General features: G+C 36.9%; 12 protein-coding genes. 3 read left to right on the top strand and 9 right to left on the bottom strand.

Going from position 1 to position 17141, the window contains the following annotated elements:
* Nucleotides 1-13 precede the first annotated feature (13 nt).
* Both KO505_RS01775 and KO505_RS01780 read left to right on the top strand, forming a co-directional pair.
* The gene (locus KO505_RS01775; protein ID WP_216053728.1) at nt 14-4210 is read left to right on the top strand and encodes a PAS domain S-box protein; all 4197 of its coding nucleotides are present in this window, start codon (nt 14-16) and stop codon (nt 4208-4210) included.
* 188 nt (nt 4211-4398) lie between these two features.
* Nucleotides 4399-4971, top strand: a complete 573-nt coding sequence (locus tag KO505_RS01780; RefSeq protein ID WP_216053729.1) for a serine hydrolase — start codon at nt 4399-4401, stop codon at nt 4969-4971.
* A gap of 278 nt (nt 4972-5249) precedes the next feature.
* On the opposite strand, the gene KO505_RS01785 is transcribed toward KO505_RS01780, so the two are convergent.
* The 7 genes from KO505_RS01785 to KO505_RS01815 all read right to left on the bottom strand — a co-directional run bounded on the left by KO505_RS01785 (nt 5250) and on the right by KO505_RS01815 (nt 14118).
* Nucleotides 5250-6113, bottom strand: coding sequence for a DNA ligase (locus tag KO505_RS01785; RefSeq protein WP_216053730.1), 864 nt, complete (start codon nt 6111-6113; stop codon nt 5250-5252).
* A gap of 125 nt (nt 6114-6238) precedes the next feature.
* A complete protein-coding gene (locus tag KO505_RS01790; protein WP_216053731.1) occupies nt 6239-7534 on the bottom strand; it encodes an inorganic phosphate transporter in 1296 nt (431 codons plus the stop codon).
* 41 nt (nt 7535-7575) lie between these two features.
* A complete protein-coding gene (locus tag KO505_RS01795) occupies nt 7576-8253 on the bottom strand; it encodes a TIGR00153 family protein (protein ID WP_216053732.1) in 678 nt (225 codons plus the stop codon).
* A 247-nt stretch (nt 8254-8500) separates the two neighbouring features.
* Nucleotides 8501-9208, bottom strand: a complete 708-nt coding sequence (gene phoU / locus KO505_RS01800) for a phosphate signaling complex protein PhoU (RefSeq protein WP_216053733.1) — start codon at nt 9206-9208, stop codon at nt 8501-8503.
* Between the two features lie 68 nt (nt 9209-9276).
* On the bottom strand, nt 9277-10101 hold the full coding sequence (gene pstB / locus KO505_RS01805; RefSeq protein WP_216053734.1) for a phosphate ABC transporter ATP-binding protein PstB: 825 nt from the start codon (nt 10099-10101) through the stop codon (nt 9277-9279).
* 79 nt (nt 10102-10180) lie between these two features.
* The gene (pstA, locus tag KO505_RS01810) at nt 10181-11830 is read right to left on the bottom strand and encodes a phosphate ABC transporter permease PstA (protein ID WP_216053735.1); all 1650 of its coding nucleotides are present in this window, start codon (nt 11828-11830) and stop codon (nt 10181-10183) included.
* Nucleotides 11831-11862: 32 nt separating this feature from the next.
* A complete protein-coding gene (locus tag KO505_RS01815) occupies nt 11863-14118 on the bottom strand; it encodes an ABC transporter permease subunit (protein ID WP_252731587.1) in 2256 nt (751 codons plus the stop codon).
* Between the two features lie 231 nt (nt 14119-14349).
* Here KO505_RS01815 and KO505_RS01820 point away from each other — a divergent pair, with 231 nt between their 5' ends.
* Nucleotides 14350-14856: a glycine cleavage system protein R gene (locus tag KO505_RS01820; protein ID WP_216053736.1), complete on the top strand. Its 507-nt coding sequence runs from the start codon at nt 14350-14352 to the stop codon at nt 14854-14856.
* 73 nt (nt 14857-14929) lie between these two features.
* Here KO505_RS01820 and KO505_RS01825 read toward each other — a convergent pair whose 3' ends face one another.
* On the bottom strand, nt 14930-15898 hold the full coding sequence (locus KO505_RS01825; RefSeq protein WP_216053737.1) for a PstS family phosphate ABC transporter substrate-binding protein: 969 nt from the start codon (nt 15896-15898) through the stop codon (nt 14930-14932).
* 248 nt (nt 15899-16146) lie between these two features.
* Entirely contained in the window at nt 16147-17088 is a 942-nt protein-coding gene (locus KO505_RS01830) for a Ppx/GppA family phosphatase (protein ID WP_216053738.1), read from the bottom strand.
* Nucleotides 17089-17141 lie beyond the last annotated feature (53 nt).

Below are 17141 nucleotides of genomic sequence, written 5' to 3' on the forward strand. Positions count from 1 at the left end.
GGCTGTATGAAATATGTTTGAATTTAATTCATTATCAAAACAATTAAAATCCACTTACACCTTCTTCTTGTTAGTCGTTATCATCTCATCTTTAATAATATTAAACCATCTAACAACCAATAAATTTTCTGAACAAAAAGTTGAATACATTGTTAACCCAAGCCTTGAGTCTAGTTTTAGGTTACTTAGTGGTGTTACTCATTATATGGCAAGCTTAAAAAGCTGGCGTAATACATTAGATAAATTAGAGAGTGCAAGGCTTGTTCAAGATAGTCACAATATCTGGGAAGCTGAAGTAGTAAACAATATAAATAAGTTAGAATTATATTTTGACACAAATAATGATTCAACTCACCGCGACTCAATAAATGATATAAAAAATTCATTATATCAACTTCAACGACATACCAATGAAATTGAAACCATTGTTAATAACCAATCTAGTTTAGTTATACCGCAAACCCTGGTTAACGAGGTTTTGGAACAAGGCGATATTCTATTAAATGCACATTCTAATGTAATTAATATCGAGCGTGAATTAGGAGCCTCTGTTTTAAGAGATAAGAGGATGGCCACTTTAACGAAAGTTCGTACACTTATTATTGCTAGTATTGAAAGTATCAACGCATTTGCCCTTTCTGGTGATAAACAGCATCAACATATTTTTGAGCAAAACTGGAAAAAAAGTGAAGTTTTATTTCAAAGTATTGCCGTTAACAAACGTTCAATAAGCAAAAAGCTGCTTTCTGCGTACGCTCAACTGAAAAGCGCCAGAGAGGCTTTTATCGATTTACAATTTAAAGTATTTAATAACACAAATGACGGATATTTAACTGACGTCACAGAACGGATAAATACTAAAGCAATACCGTTAGCATCTGAAATTAAAGTATTAATCGAAAATTTAATTGAAAGTGAAAATAACAGAGTTAAACAATATGCTGACAGTCAGAGTCGGTTGTCCTATCTAAAATGGCTACTAATATTTTTAATCACCACTGGTTTTGGGATGTCAGTTTATGTTGGGGTGAGGTCTATTAGGTCAGTTAAAACCTCATTAGACGGCGTTAAACGCAATATTAAAAAAATGACCGATGGTGAGTTGAACATTGAGTCAACGCAGAGCGACTTTGATGAGGTTAATCAACTGAGCGGTTCAGTAAAATCATTATCCGATGAATTATTGAAACGGAACTTACAGATACAAAATGAAGCTAAGAAGCTTGCAGATGAAGATTGGGTTTTAAGTAATACATCGGCTATTTTACAAAACCTGCAAGGTTATGTATGCCTTAATGAATGGGCTAATGATTTACTTAATAACTTGGTTCCTAAAGTTGATGGTCTTGTGGGGGTTTTGTATATAAAACAAAAAGACGCAACTAATTCAATTGAAAACAGTTATACCGATCAAGATACCCTTAATGAAAGTGCGATCTTAAGGTTAGTCGGTACTTATGCATACTTATCACCAGCATCAAATAAAGTACAAAAAATCCATTTAGGCGAAGGATTAATAGGGCAATGTGCATTAACTCAGCAATATATGCATATTAGTAAAGGGGCATCTGACGAACTTACCGTTAATTCTGCTTTAATTAATACAACCGCAAAACACATTTCATTAATGCCAATAACGTTTGAAGGTGACACGCTGGGAGTGATAGAAATTGGCTGGTTAGAAGAATGTTCAGCTGTTTATAAAGCCCTACTTATGCAAGTTATGACTAATATAGGCGTTATTTTGAAGACGGTATTAGCCCGTATTGAAACCGAAGATTTGTTAAAATTTTTAAATGCACAAAATTTAGAATTAAATGAGAACGCAAAAAATTTAATTGAAGCGAATATACTCACAGACAATGCCAACAAAGATTTAGCGGCACAAAAAACGGCGATGGATCAACACTCATTAGTATCTGTTACCGATATTGAAGGTATCATCACTTATGCTAACGATAAGTTTTGTGCCATTAGCGGATATAGCCGAGATGAACTGATAGGAAAAAATCATCGAATCTTAAACTCCAATCAGCAGCCTAAAGACTATTGGCGCGAAATGTTCAACCAAGTATCACAAGGTGAGTATTGGCATGACGAAGTATGTAACAGAGCTAAAGATGGTCATTTTTATTGGGTAGATACAACAATAGTCCCGCTTTATGACATAGATAATAAATTAAATGGTTTTACCTCTATTCGGACGGATATCACCCATCAGAAAGAAACTATTGCTCATTTAGCGGAAGCTAAAATGCAAGCGGAATTGGCCAATAAAGATTTAGCGGCACAGAAAACGGCGATGGATCAACACTCATTAGTATCTGTTACCGATATCGAAGGTATCATCACTTATGCTAACGATAAGTTTTGTGCCATTAGCGGATATAGCCGAGATGAACTGATAGGAAAAAATCATCGAATCTTAAACTCCAATCAGCAGCCTAAAGACTATTGGCGCGAAATGTTCAACCAAGTATCACAAGGTGAGTATTGGCATGACGAAGTATGTAACAGAGCTAAAGATGGCCATTTTTATTGGGTTGATACTACGATAGTGCCTCTGTATGACATTGACAATGTTTTGTGTGGTTTCACATCTATCCGTACTGACATTACGCATCAAAAAGAAATAATCACCAGTCTAGCAGAAGCAAAAAAACAAGCCGATGTTGCAAACGAATCGAAAACACAATTCCTTGCTAACATGAGTCATGAGATTAGAACTCCCATCAATGGTGTGTTAGGCATGACGGAATTGTTGTTAGGCTCTGATTTGGATCCGGAGCAATATAACTTTGCCAAAGTCGTAAAAAGTAGCTCTGAGTCTTTGATAACAATTATTAATGACATTCTTGATTATTCAAAAGTAGAGTCAGGCAAAATGGAACTTGAGTTTTCTGATTTTGACCTAAGCCAGTTAATATTTGATGTGAGCAATGATCTTGCATTTAGAGCGGAAGAAAAAGGCATTGATTTAACTTGCCCTGCGGTACTATTGGAACATACTTACTTTTCAGCGGACTCAGGTCGTATACGTCAAATTCTTAATAATCTTATTGATAACGCCATTAAATTTACCGATGAAGGTGAGATTTCGGTTGATTGTCAGTTGCTAGAAAGTGATGGGGGAACATCTCGATTTCTTTTTGAAATAAACGATACCGGGGTAGGGATAAGTACAGAGCAACAATCCAGCTTGTTTGAACGTTTTACTCAAGCCGATGAATCAACAACAAGAAAATATGGTGGAACCGGTTTAGGACTATCCATTTGTAAAAAATTGGTCGAGTTGATGGGAGGCGAAATCGGCGTTAGGAGCAAAATTAATAAGGGATCAACTTTTTGGTTTATCTTAACCCTTTCTAGCGCTAAGTGTTCTTTAGTGAAACATGAATACGATGATTTGGTCGGATTGAGAGTTTTGGTTGTGGAACCAAATAAAACAACGAGAAGAATGTTAGGCCAGTTACTTACTAAGTGGAAAGTCGACTTCACCTTATTTGAGGGAAGTGAACAAGCGTTAAATGAATTACGTGCCGCATCAGATAATAAAACACCTTACCAAATAGCAATTGTTGATACACAAATGTCGACAATATATGGATTAGGTTTAGCGTCAGTTATAAAAAAAGACAAACATAATGCGGACTTAAATTTAATTATGCTTACTTCTCAAGGGCATTATCAAAAGGTTAAAAACCAACAGAGTAGTCATTGCTATATTAGTAAACCTATTGATCAAACTGCGTTATATGATTTGTTAGTGGCTATCAATATAAATGGAAATGATGAGACTACTTCATTACATAAGGCAAAAAAAATAACAGGATATAATGCTCAAGTATTGGTTGTGGACGATAACTTGATAAATCAGAAAGTCGCGGTTGGTTTGTTAGAAAAGTTGGGCATAAAGACCTTAGTAGCAAGCAATGGTCTTGAAGCTTTGAAGATTCTTGAAAAGATGCCGATTGATCTCATTTTAATGGATTGTCAAATGCCGGTGATGGGCGGGATCGAAGCAACAATTCAAGTGAGAGCTCCCAACTCGAATGTATTAAACCCTAGAGTGCCTATCATTGCCCTAACCGCGAATTCTTTAAATGGAGAACGCGAGAAATGTTTAGATGCAGGGATGAACGACTTTTTATCTAAACCCATTGATGTGAAAAAGTTACAGGGCTTGTTAGATAATTACCTTAACTCTTAGCTAGATAAAAAAATGAATTTTTATCTAGCTTTCAACGAATTATATATCCTCCAAACATTTGAGTTATTGGCTATTTCTTAGCCATTTAAGCGCTAGTAAGCAATTGCTTTTTGCATTTATTTGATTTGCGATATCATGTTATTAAGACTTTACAGAATACTTATGTTTATTCGAGTAAAAGAGGCGGAATGAAAAGCTATATAAAATTAATAATGCGCATCGCTGCGGTATTCGTAACTATTGGTAGTATTTATCTATTTGCACCATGGCAAGCAGCTAAACTTTATCTGACACCTTTACCTTTAACCATACAAGCGCAAGTTGATGAGGCGGTTAATCTAGGATTAGATGGCATTATCGTGTATGTCCAAACATCAGGACAGGATGCTCAACTATTTACCAGTGGTTGGCATGACAGAGATAAAAAAATCCCTGCTGATCCTAGCGCATTATTTAAAATAGCCAGTATTGGCAAGTTATATAATGCGTTTGCAATAACCAAATTGGTCGCCAGAGGTGATTTATCTCTTGATAAAACGCTAGCAGAATACCTTCCTACGCTTAAAAATCGAATTGAATTTGCGGATAAAATTACCTTAGCTATGATGGTAAAACATAGAAGTGGTATACCTAATTACACAGATCATAAGAGTATTAAAAAGAGATTAGTTATAGCTATTAGAGGTTTACACTTTGTCCCTTTTCAAATCATTACTTTGGGAGCTGCTTGGGTTTTAATAACTAATTTATCGGTCTTTTAAAGATTTTATTTCGGATATACTTGTCGGTTGGCTTTTCAAGATACATATACGATAAGTAAGCAATTTCAATACTGAGGATGTTAGAGGTTAGAAGCTTAAATTCTACTGAAATATTAACGCGTTTGTTTTTGTAAGCAAAAATGCAGTTTTAATAGCCGGTAATAAAACGCTCAGAGCTAATCTAAATACAAATTAATATTAGTAGTGTGCATTATTTATCATATTTGCGTTACAGCCTTACAGCTTATTTCTCGAAACTCGCCATTAGAAACTCCCCCCTACAACGCCTCCAGATCAGTCCTAATTCGAATAAAGGTAGGAAACCTAGGCAATCCAGTCTTTGTGACACCAGAGTGGCGATAGCTAATAATAGTGCCTATTTTAGGCGGATGTTGTCTTTGTGCTGTGGTGAAACCGGTACCTATCTTAAATTCTATGCCTTGTTTATTTTTTACTAACAATGCCCCCATCATATTTTGGAACTTACCTTTGCCAGTTAAATGGCTTAATACAATTGCGTCTTCATCAAGGTAGGGTTTTAGTTTTTGGATATTGTTAGTGCGGCCTGACTGATAATAAGCATCTGCTTTGTTTAGCATCACCCCCTCACCATTCTGGTTAACAATACTTTCAAAATAGGTCTTTAGTTGGCTAAATTCAGTAAAGGATTTATGTTCGATGAGCTTTAACCAAGGAATGTTAAGAGGGCTGATTAGTGTTTGTATATAGTTTAGACGTTGGCTGAAAATCAACTCAGATTCAGGTGCATCAAACAACATAAATTTTATCTTTTTCCACTCGGCGTCCACAGGTGTTTGTTTTCTTATAATCCCAGAGACTAAATCAAACTGACCTCTTCTGATCCATAACTCACCTTCTAAAGGCTCAGTGGGGAAGTCATGAGTAAACCATGCCGGCGCATGAATAAGTTTACCTGTACGAGTTAACAAGTGTTTACCGTTCCAAAATCCTCTAACACCATCAAGTTTTTCACTGACTAAATAGCCTCGATAACTTAATTGAATGCTTTGTAGGTTAGTGGTTTTCGCTAACATTAATTCTGGGGGGACGAGTTTACTATTCACATATAACGGAGTAATGATTAAGAAAATACAGATAAATAAAATAAGTAACTGAGCCATAACTATCCTTGTTAATAAATGGGAAAGATAATTATAGATTAAGTTTCCATATTAGGTAATTTAATGTGGAGAAATAAAAAAAACCAGCCGAAGCTGGTTTTTAACTGTATTGTTTTAATTAGATATTAAGCGATGCCAAATGCACTCTTAAGAATTAAGAAACAAATAATTGAAAGGCCTGCACCAACTGGTAGTGTAATTACCCAAGAAACAACTATGTTTCTAACAACACCTAAGTTAAGCGCTGCAATACCACGTGCTAAACCTACACCCAATACCGCACCAACAAGTGTTTGTGTCGTAGAGATTGGAAGACCTGTACCTGATGCAATAATAACAGTAGAGGCAGCAGCTAGTTCAGCGGCAAAACCACGACTTGGTGTTAAATGCGTAATACCTGTACCTATGGTTTTCATAACTCGGTGACCGAATAACGCCAAACCAGCAACAATACCAAATCCACCAAGTGGTAATATCCACCAAGCTAACGTTGCTTTTGAAGCGATTTCACCGTTGTTACCAACAATGCTTACAACTGCAGCCAAAGGACCAATCGCGTTTGCTACGTCATTTGAACCATGGGCAAATGCCATACAACATGCTGTGATAATCATTAATACTGAGAATATTTTTTCAACATTGTTGAAATGCATCTTCTTGTCAGCTTTAGGGTCAATATTGATTTTACTAATAAAGTACTTACCAATAATCGCTACAATAACACCCACTAATATAGCGTATAAATATGTTTCAGTGGTGCTGATTGATAGGTCGCCAGACTTAACAACGTGTTTCAAGCCTTTTTGGATTGTCACAAGAGACATGATAAAACCGGCTAAGAACATGTAAAAAGGAACATACTTTTTAGCATTTGATAACGGGTCTTTAGTATCGAATATCAAACGTTGTGCAGACATAAAGATAACGTAAGCAAGTGCACCGGAAAGCGCAGGGGTTACTATCCAACTCAATACAATGCCACCAACTTTACCCCAGTTTACTGCATCAGCGCCAACGCCAAAGGCAGCAAAACCAACTATTGCACCAACAATGGAGTGGGTAGTAGAGACAGGCCAGCCTAAATATGAAGCAACGGCTAACCATATTGCAGCGGCTAACAATGCTGAAATCATACCAAGCACGAGTAACTCAGGTATTGGAACAAACATCGCTGAATCTATGATGCCTTTACGAATGGTAGAAGTAACTTCACCACCGGCTAAATAAGCCCCAGCAAACTCAAATATCATCGCTATGACGATAGCTTGTTTGATAGTTAGGGCTTTAGAACCTACCGAGGTCCCCATTGCATTTGCCACGTCGTTGGCACCAATGCCCCACGCCATGAAAAAACCAACTACTGCAGCGATAATGACTAACATTACGCCGTATGCTTCAAAAAAATTTGAAATATTATCCATTGGATTAACCTAATTTATTTAGTAAATGATAATGTTTATTATCAGCGTGCAAGCATAAGCTCTAGACGCGAACCGACACGTTCAGCCAAGTCGGCTAACTCACCTATCCATTCAATCATGCGATATGTAACCATGACATCAATAGGATTTAATTCGCTTTCTAAATTTTTAAGTTGTAAACGAATTGCGATCTGCATGCTGTCAGTATCATCTTCAATAGCATCCAATTCATTGATCATCTTTTCAACTAAGTCTACTTCACGGCCTTTAAAACCAGTTTCAAGTAACTCGTCCATTTCGTTGATAGCATTTCTAGCTTGTTTAGTCGCATCGATGTTGCGTTGAACATATGCTTTAAATTCGGCTTGGATCTCTTTAGGAACCGTAAGTTCACGACCTAAAAAACGACCTGAAATGTCTTTCGCTTTATTAGCTATTTTGTCTTGTTGAGTAACAAGTTCGAGGATGTCAGTTCGTTCTACAGGAAGAAATAAACCGCGTGGTAAATTCATTCTAATATCACGTTTTAGCACATCGGCTTCTTTTTCTAATTTAGAAATGTTAGTGCGAATTTCGGCTGCTTTTTTCCAGTCTTCAGCAAATACAGCTTCAAAAAACGGAACTAACAATTTAGCGGAACTATGAACTTTATTAATATGCTCTTCTAATGCTTTTAGAGGAGATTTTGCAAATAAGCCAAGTATTGAATTTGTGGCCATATTTTTAATACCTTTTAGGGGTTGGTAAAAACGTGCGAATTGTAACTTGTGTTTGTGACCTTGTCACACCTGTTTAGTTGATAATGCCATTTAATTACATAAGCATTGCAACAAGAATAGAGTATATGACAGAAATGTTACAATTATGTGACGAGTGAGGAAATAGTGAAATAAAAATAGAGTTGAAGGAGAGTTAATGAGTTAAACGCCGTTTTTCTGCGCTTAACTCATTAAGTCCTAATTTGAATCAGTTAAGAATGTTTTGTTTAATATCGGCTTCCGATGTATGACGAACGTCTTTACCTTTAACAAAATAAATCACGTATTCAGATATATTTTGACAACGGTCGCCAACACGCTCTAATGAACGGATCGACCATAATACATCCATGATTTTAGGAATCGAACGCGGGTCTTCCATCATATAAGTCATTAATTGACGGGCAATGGCTTCGTATTCTTTGTCTAGTTCTTTATCCGCTTTGTGTACTTCGAAAGCTGCATCCACGTCCATTCTAGCGAAGGCGTCCAAAACATCATTCAGCATAGCAAGCGCTTTTCTGCCCATGCCATCCATAGAGACTAGAAACTCTTGCTGAGTATTACTAAATGACTCTAGTGCTACCTTAGCGATACGTTTTGCTTCATCGCCAATACGCTCTAGGTCAGTAATGGTCTTGATTATGGCAAGCACTAAACGTAAGTCAGAAGCGGCTGGTTGACGTTTTGCAATGATCCGTGTGCAATCTTCGTCAATTTTAACATCCATCTTGTTGACAAGGTAATCCGACTCTAAAACTTGTTTTGCTAAATCTTTATCACGTTTGTTAACGGCGTTTAAGGCATTGGTAAGTTGTTGCTCAACCAAACCACCCATTTTTAATACGTCGTTTCTGATCTGCTCTAACTCTTCGTTAAACTGACCTGATATGTGTTTGTTTAAATTTAATTCCATCGTCTTACCTTTGCTCAATTTTGCTATGCCATGTTCTCATCAAGACCCTAAAGGGTGACTTAATTCGACTAACCGTAACGACCCGTTATGTAGTCTTCTGTTTTTTTCTTACTTGGTGTTGTAAATAATGTATTAGTGTCAGCATGTTCAATTAACTGCCCCATATACATAAAGGCCGTTTGATCCGAAACTCGCGCCGCTTGTTGCATGTTATGAGTAACGATGACGACCGTGTATTTATCTTTTAATTCTGTAATTAACTCTTCAATTGTTAATGTAGAAATAGGATCAAGTGCTGAAGTTGGTTCATCAAGTAATAAAACTTCTGGCTCAATCGCAATAGCGCGAGCGATAACCAATCTTTGTTGTTGTCCACCTGAAAGGCCTAAAGCACTGTCATGTAAACGGTCTTTAACTTCATTCCAAAGCGCCGCATTTTTTAATGCGTTTTCAACCACTTCATCTAGGACTCGTCTATCGTTAACACCTTGTAAACGTAATCCATAAACCACATTTTCATAAATGCTTTTTGGGAATGGGTTAGGGCGCTGAAACACCATACCAACCTTACGACGTAATGACGCAACATCAACCGACTTGTCATATATATTTTGATTATGTAACAAGATTTGGCCGTCAATCTTACAGGTATCTACTAAGTCATTCATACGGTTGATACAACGTAGTAACGTTGACTTACCACAACCAGAAGGACCGATAAACGCCGTTACCTGACCTTTTGGAATATTCATTGTGATATTTTCTAAGGCTTGTTTTTCGCTATAGAAAAGGTTCAAGTTTTTAATGCGCAGTGCAATTTGTTGATCTTGTAAATTGTTTAAATCAATTACAGATGACGTTTTGTTACTCATATCAGGTGCGACGGAAATCATGTCTTACTCACTTAATCGTTTTAATTTTGTCTTAACGAATCTTTTATTTAATTGGTATAAATACCGATTTATTCATTTATTAGTGGTCTAGTGCTTTATACTTTTCACGTAAATGATTACGTATGCCGATGGCCGTGATATTCAAAGCGACAATCACACTCACTAATAAAAAGGATGTTGCATAAACTAATGGTCTTGCCGCTTCCACATTCGGGCTCTGGAAACCAACATCATAAATGTGGAAACCTAAATGCATAAACTTACGGTCTAAATGGACAAACGGGAAGTTACCATCTAACGGTAAAGTAGGTGCCATTTTTACAACACCAACTAACATTAACGGTGCAACTTCACCAGCCGCACGCGCTACAGCCAATATCAAACCTGTCATAATTGCAGGGCTTGCCATAGGGATAACGATGCGCCATAAAGTTTCTGCTTTTGTTGCCCCTAAGGCCAACGAACCTTGACGTAATGCGCCTGGAATACGTGATAACCCTTCTTCAGTCGATACAATAACAACTGGTAGAGTTAATATGGCTAATGTAAGTGCTGACCACATAACACCAGGCGTACCAAACGTAGGACCCGGCAATGCTTCAGGGTAGAATAGTTGGTCTAATGAACCACCTAACATATAAACAAAGAAGCCTAATCCAAATACACCATAAACAATGGATGGCACACCTGCTAGGTTAATTACTGAAATTCTAATGATTTTAGTAATCGCGCCGTTGCCTGCGTATTCATGTAAATATACCGCAGCGATAACACCAAATGGTGTAACGATGACCGCCATTAACATAACCATAAAGACGGTACCGAAAATAGCAGGGAATACACCACCTTCCGTATTAGCTTCACGCGGATCATCCATTATAAACTTGCCAATTTGGTGACCATATTGACCTAACTTAGCCAGAAATGACATGTCATTAGGAAAAGTTACGTCCAATATATAATTGACTGGCAAAGTAACTTGCTCGCCGCGCATATCTTTGACGATAACACTGTCACGTTTAGCTAATTGACGAAATTCAAATAACTGCTTTTCATATACGAGATATTCAGTTTGCAGAGCTTGACGTTTTTCAGATAAGTCTAATTTGATTTGGTCGGTTAAATCGCCATCCAGTTCATGTTTTCTTTGTTTTAATCTTAAACGCTCTAACTCATAGTTAATTGCGCCGATTTCATTGTTTTGTAAATCTAACGCTTTTCCATTTAATTCTACGGCTCGTTCTATCGCAGCTAATAAAACTTGTTGTTTGTTTTCGGTAATGACATTGCCATCTTGAACCACACTTTCAACATATCCATAAAAGTTACCATTTTTACTACGTTCAAATACGGCTAAACCTGAAGGCGTTGATTGTTGTTTTATGTATGGCGTTAATAACCATTGGAAATCTAAATCAACATACTCACGGTTGCCGGTTTTTATTAAGTAGCGCTCTACGGTTTCACCTTGTGCTTGTTCAAACAAAACACCAGACTCAATCAACTGCTGAGTAGGTACTTGTTCTTTTTCATATATTTCACCAATAATTGTTTTGGTAGCACCGGATTGTGTGGTGATTTCAAATTGATGAATGCTCGAAGGCCAAAAATAAGATAGGCCACGACTTGCAATTAACATCAACAAACCAATTACTGATAACAAACTGATGCTCACTGCACCCGCTGTCATCCATACCCATGGTGACCCAGACTTGAACCATAATTTCATTTTAATACTCCTGATATCTTCAAGTTATGGGGTTAAAGTGAACTGTACTTTTCACGTAAACGTTGACGAACAAATTCGGCAATGGTGTTTACAACAAAGGTAAATATAAATAAGACAAATGCTGCTAAGAATAGAATTCGGTAGTGAGAACTTCCCACTTCAGATTCCGGCATTTCTACTGCAATATTCGCTGATAAGGTACGCATACCTTCAAAGATGCTCCAATCCATAATTGGTGTATTACCGGTTGCCATTAATACAATCATGGTTTCACCAACCGCACGTCCCAAGCCCATCATTACGGCTGAGAAAATACCTGGACTCGCTGTTAACAATACAACCTTTACTAGTGTCTGCCATTGAGTAGCCCCAAGTGCTAAAGAACCGTTTGATAGTGTTTTTGGGACACTGAATACCGCATCTTCTGCAATCGAAAAGATGGTTGGGATTACAGCAAAGCCCATGGCTATACCAACTATTAATGAATTACGTTGGTCAAAGTTAATACCTAACTCATTGGTAATATATAAACGTGTGTTGCCGTCAAATAACCAAAGTTCTACCAGTGGACTTAAGCTAAACGAAGCGTATGAAACTAAAACAACAATAGGTAACAGGATAATGGAGTCCCATCCTTGCGGTACCATGTTTTTTATTTTTTGCGGTAAATTGTGCCAAGCAAACGCGGTGAGCAAAATAGCGATTGGCAATAATATAAGCAATAACACTACACCAGGTAAGTGCTGCTCTATTACCGGAGCTAACCAAAGTCCAGCTAAGAAACCTAAAATTACTGTTGGTAATGCTTCCATGATTTCAACTGTCGGTTTAACAATTTTACGAACGTTTGGAGCCATAAAGTAAGCCGTGTAAATGGCCGCGGATAAACCAATTGGAACCGCAAATAACATGGCGTACATCGCTGCTTTTAATGTACCAAATGAGATTGGAACTAAACTGAATTTAGATTCAAAATCATCGCTGGCCGATGACGACTGCCAAACATAATCCGCTTTTGGATATCCTTCATACCACACCTCTTGCCATAAACCCGACCAAGTTACTTCTGGGTGTTCGTTATCGACTTTTGATATATCCAATGTGTTGTTAGAAATTGAAATTACTGCATTTGAACGAGGAGAGAAAGACAGTGTATTAATCTTTCCTTGTGCAATTTGACCTTGCCATAACTCAGCTTCAGATGTGGTATGGAAAAGATTTATATGTCCTGTATTCGTGCTAGCTAAAAAAGTTCGACGATAAAACTCTGGGTAGATGGCATCAATAGCTGAACCTTGTGCTTCGCCAGTCATATTAAATTGACGAACTTTTACAAAATCACGGCCCTCATCACTATTGGTTTCAAACCATTGTTCAAGAACTCCATTACTAAACCCTATGATCATAGAGTTTGCACCCGCAAGAAGGTTTGCAGCTGTTATGGTCACACCTGACTTTGACTTAGCCACTAAGTTGACTGTGTACAGTAATTCAACCTCTTCAGCATCCATGGTATCAAATACATAAAGTTGCGTTTTTGTAACCACAAAAACTCGGGATAAACCAGGTGAAACAAAGGTACTGATTATTTTGCCATTAACTTGTGTTAACTCTGTTGAGTTCTTTGTCCATACAATCTCATCAGAAAACATATCTTCTTCACCTTCTAATTTGGTGAAGTAAACTTTTGAATCGGTATGTTGGTGGACTAAGCCAATTGATTGTTCTTCTGTCGCAAATGAAAACTGATCAATAGTAAATAAGTTATCAACTTCCAATGGCATAGCGGCTTCTCCAAAAGGGAAACTCATGTATGGCATTAGTTTTCGTTTGTCATTTGGAAAAGATATTTTGACCGTGGGTTTCACAATCATTAATTCAGATTGTTGGTTGATATAGCCAAATAAACCTTGTTGCGGAGCCGCAGCATTAAAAGCTGTTACCCTGTTATATGACGGAATTGTTTCCGTTAACACTAATTGCCCGGCATCTTCACCTGAGAGAGAATAAAAATCAATTTCACCTTGTTTGGTTAAAGCAAAGGCAATTTCATTTTGCTCTTCTACCGAAACACTGACGTAATTTTTGGTTAATTCAGTTATCTCACTGATCGGTTCTATATGAGGTGCATTAAAAACGGGCTTTACAATGTAAAGCAGATAAAAGAATATAAGTAACAAGGCGCATAAAACCATTACGCCACCTACGGTTACACCATATTTTGCAACTTTATCTTTGATCAACCTAGTTGATTCAGTTTTTAAAGCGTTGTCTGAAGTTCTAGACATCTAAAAATCCAACTTATTTTCGATTGGGGGCATTATATGGCGTTAATGTTACAGTTATGTGACATTACAACTAGGGTAGTGTAATAATTTGATAATGTAATAAATAAAATTGATTAAAAATTAATCATACAGCGGTGTGTCAGTCTTTTAATCAATTCACTTTCTGGATTATTTATTGTTTACGGTTAATACTTTGGAAAAGATGAAAAGCAGTTAAGGATCTAAATTTTCATGAAACGACTTATTTTAACAGTTATAGGTAAAGACCGACTTGGTTTAGTAGAAATCCTTTCTAATACATTGGTTGAGCATAATGCCAATTGGTTAGTGAGCAACTTGTCTCATTTAAGTGGCTACTTTGCTGGGGTTGTAGAAATAGAAGTTGCTGAAGATAATCTTGAAATATTAACCTCTGCGTTGACTCAAATTGATGAACTTAAAATTGATATACATGATGATCTCGGTGAAGAATTACCTGAAGGGCAAGAAATTGAGTTTGTAATAACGGGTAACGATCGTAAGGGCATTGTTCAAGAGTTGGCCAGTATCATTACTCATAAAGGTGGCAGTATTATTCACTTCACCAGTAGTAGACAAACCGCACCTAATTGGGGAGGTGGATTGTTCCACGCGGTTGCGAAAGTCTATTTACCTGTAGGTATGAATGCGGATGTGATTGCGGAAGCTCTTGAAGGATTGGCTTCAGATATTATTGTCGATTTAGATGAAGCTTGTTAGTTACTCATAAACGTTAAGTTGAAAATACAAAAAAAAACCGAGCCTAGCTCGGTTTTTTGTATTTTTAATGCCCTTAGTTTAAACCAAGAACCTTAAGTTGCTTCTCAACGACTTTTGCAGGTAATGGAATGTAACCATCTTTTTCTACAATTTTTTGGCCTTGCTGAGAAAGTACCATTTTCACGAATTCTGACTCCATTGGTGAAAGCGGTTTATTTGGGTGTTTGTTAACATAAACATATAGGAAACGTGCTAATGGGTATTTACCCGATACTGCATTTTCCATGTTTGCTTCAACATAGTTGTTACCTTTTTTGGCTAAAGCAATAGCTCTTACACCAGATGTTTTATAACCTATGCCTGAGTAACCAATACCATTAAGTGATGCTGAAACTGATTGAACAACAGATGCAGAGCCAGGTTGTTCATTTACATTGTTTTTAAAATCGCCTTTACACAATGCTTTCTTTTTAAAGTAGCCGTATGTACCAGATACTGAGTTACGTCCGTATAACTGAATGTCTTTAGCAGCCCATTGTCCAGTTAATCCAGTATCACCCCAACGTGAGATATCTTGGTCACTACCACATTTACGAGTTGCAGAGAAAATGGCATCCACTTCAGATATTTTTAAACCTTTGATAGGGTTATCTTTGTGGACAAACACAGCAAGTGCATCTATCGCAACAGGAATAGCTGTTGGCTTATAGCCAAAACGTTTTTCAAAAGATTCAATTTCTTTTGACTTCATTTTACGGCTCATAGGACCGAAATTAGATGTACCTTCCGTTAATGCAGGAGGCGCAGTAGATGAACCTGCAGCTTGTATTTGAACATTTACATTTGGGTATAAACGTTTAAATTCTTCTGCCCAAAATGTCATCATATTAGCTAATGTATCTGAACCTACTGTAGAAAGGTTGCCAGAAATACCGCTGGTTTTTTGATATTCCGCAATTGATTTATCAACTGCTGCTGATGATGTAGATACTAACGCAGTTAAGGTTAAACCTAATACGCTGAACAAAGTTTTTAATTTCATATTTTACTCCTGCCAATTTAGTTATTTATTTGGCAATGGGTTAAAGGTTTCGTTACAAAGAATTAATGTTTCTTAAAATCTGCAGCAATCATATTGAGGTTATGTGTCAGTAATATTACAAAGTCAATTTAACTGGAAAATAATTAAAAATTCATTTGTTAGCGGCAACGTTTTTTTGTGTTTTGACAGCGGATAAGTACTCAAGGCGCACATCTACCCGGAGTAGAAGTTTTTGATAAAAAAGGGTGCTAGTCTTGTTTTTCAATGATTTCAAAGGCAACACCTTGGCCAAGATCGGCGTGGGAGTATTGCATTTGAGTTATGGTTAAAGTGCGGAACATAGCAATTAATATGGCCAAGCCTGCGGGGAATACATGTTGTCTTTCTTTATTAATATCACCTAACTGTAATGCGTCAATGGATTTAAATTCAATGATTTGTGACATTAATGTTTCTAAATTGTGAAGGGTAACTAGTTTATTCTTGTCCATCATTTCAATTACGGAAAATATACTCTCTATCGAACCTGAGGTGCCTAAACAAGTATCCCAGCCAAGTTGTTTATAAGTTTGCGCTATGTTTTTTATTTCAGTACTCGCCGCTTGAATCGCATTATTAAAATTTTCCAAGGAGACTTGCCCATCTGCAAAAAATTGGTTAGTAAAACTCACACAACCAATATTCAAACTAGTAAGTAATTTTGGCTCTAATCCATGACCAATGACAAATTCTGACGATCCTCCACCTATATCTATTACAAGCTGAACTTGCTCTGAATAAACCTGACTTATCACACCCTTATATATCAAACGAGCTTCTTCTTTACCTTGAATGACTTCGATAGGGTAAGGAAATACGTTTTGTGCTTGTGAGATAAAGTCATTAGTGTTATTTGCACACCTTAGTGCTTGCGTGGCGATAACTCTAACGGTTTTGATTGGGTAATGCTCTAATACGACTTTAAGTTTTTTTAACGTTTCTAAGCCAAGAGAGAATGCATCGGGATTAATTAATCCTGTATTGACTAAGCCATCTGCAAGGCCAACTTTATACTTGGATTTATGAATAATATTTAATTTTTTATTATTGATTTGAACTATGGTCAGGTGGAAACTGTTTGAACCTATATCTAACACTGCAACATGATTGTGGGTATTCGACAGGTTGTTTTTTAAAGGAGAGATATTCAAATTGTTGTCCAGTTACCAATAGATAACATACTGACTTTATGTATTCATCAATA

The sequence above is a fragment of the Psychrosphaera sp. F3M07 genome (assembly GCF_018860345.1).
Lineage (GTDB): Bacteria > Pseudomonadota > Gammaproteobacteria > Enterobacterales > Alteromonadaceae > Psychrosphaera > Psychrosphaera aquimarina.

Coding starts and splice junctions, on each gene's coding strand:
- KO505_RS01775 (WP_216053728.1), top strand. CDS start 14: ATGTTTGAATTTAATTCATTATCAAAACAATTAAAATCCACTTACACC.
- KO505_RS01780 (WP_216053729.1), top strand. CDS start 4,399: ATGAAAAGCTATATAAAATTAATAATGCGCATCGCTGCGGTATTCGTA.
- KO505_RS01785 (WP_216053730.1), bottom strand. CDS start 6,113: ATGGCTCAGTTACTTATTTTATTTATCTGTATTTTCTTAATCATTACT.
- KO505_RS01790 (WP_216053731.1), bottom strand. CDS start 7,534: ATGGATAATATTTCAAATTTTTTTGAAGCATACGGCGTAATGTTAGTC.
- KO505_RS01795 (WP_216053732.1), bottom strand. CDS start 8,253: ATGGCCACAAATTCAATACTTGGCTTATTTGCAAAATCTCCTCTAAAA.
- phoU (WP_216053733.1), bottom strand. CDS start 9,208: ATGGAATTAAATTTAAACAAACACATATCAGGTCAGTTTAACGAAGAG.
- pstB (WP_216053734.1), bottom strand. CDS start 10,101: ATGATTTCCGTCGCACCTGATATGAGTAACAAAACGTCATCTGTAATT.
- pstA (WP_216053735.1), bottom strand. CDS start 11,830: ATGAAATTATGGTTCAAGTCTGGGTCACCATGGGTATGGATGACAGCG.
- KO505_RS01815 (WP_252731587.1), bottom strand. CDS start 14,118: ATGTCTAGAACTTCAGACAACGCTTTAAAAACTGAATCAACTAGGTTG.
- KO505_RS01820 (WP_216053736.1), top strand. CDS start 14,350: ATGAAACGACTTATTTTAACAGTTATAGGTAAAGACCGACTTGGTTTA.
- KO505_RS01825 (WP_216053737.1), bottom strand. CDS start 15,898: ATGAAATTAAAAACTTTGTTCAGCGTATTAGGTTTAACCTTAACTGCG.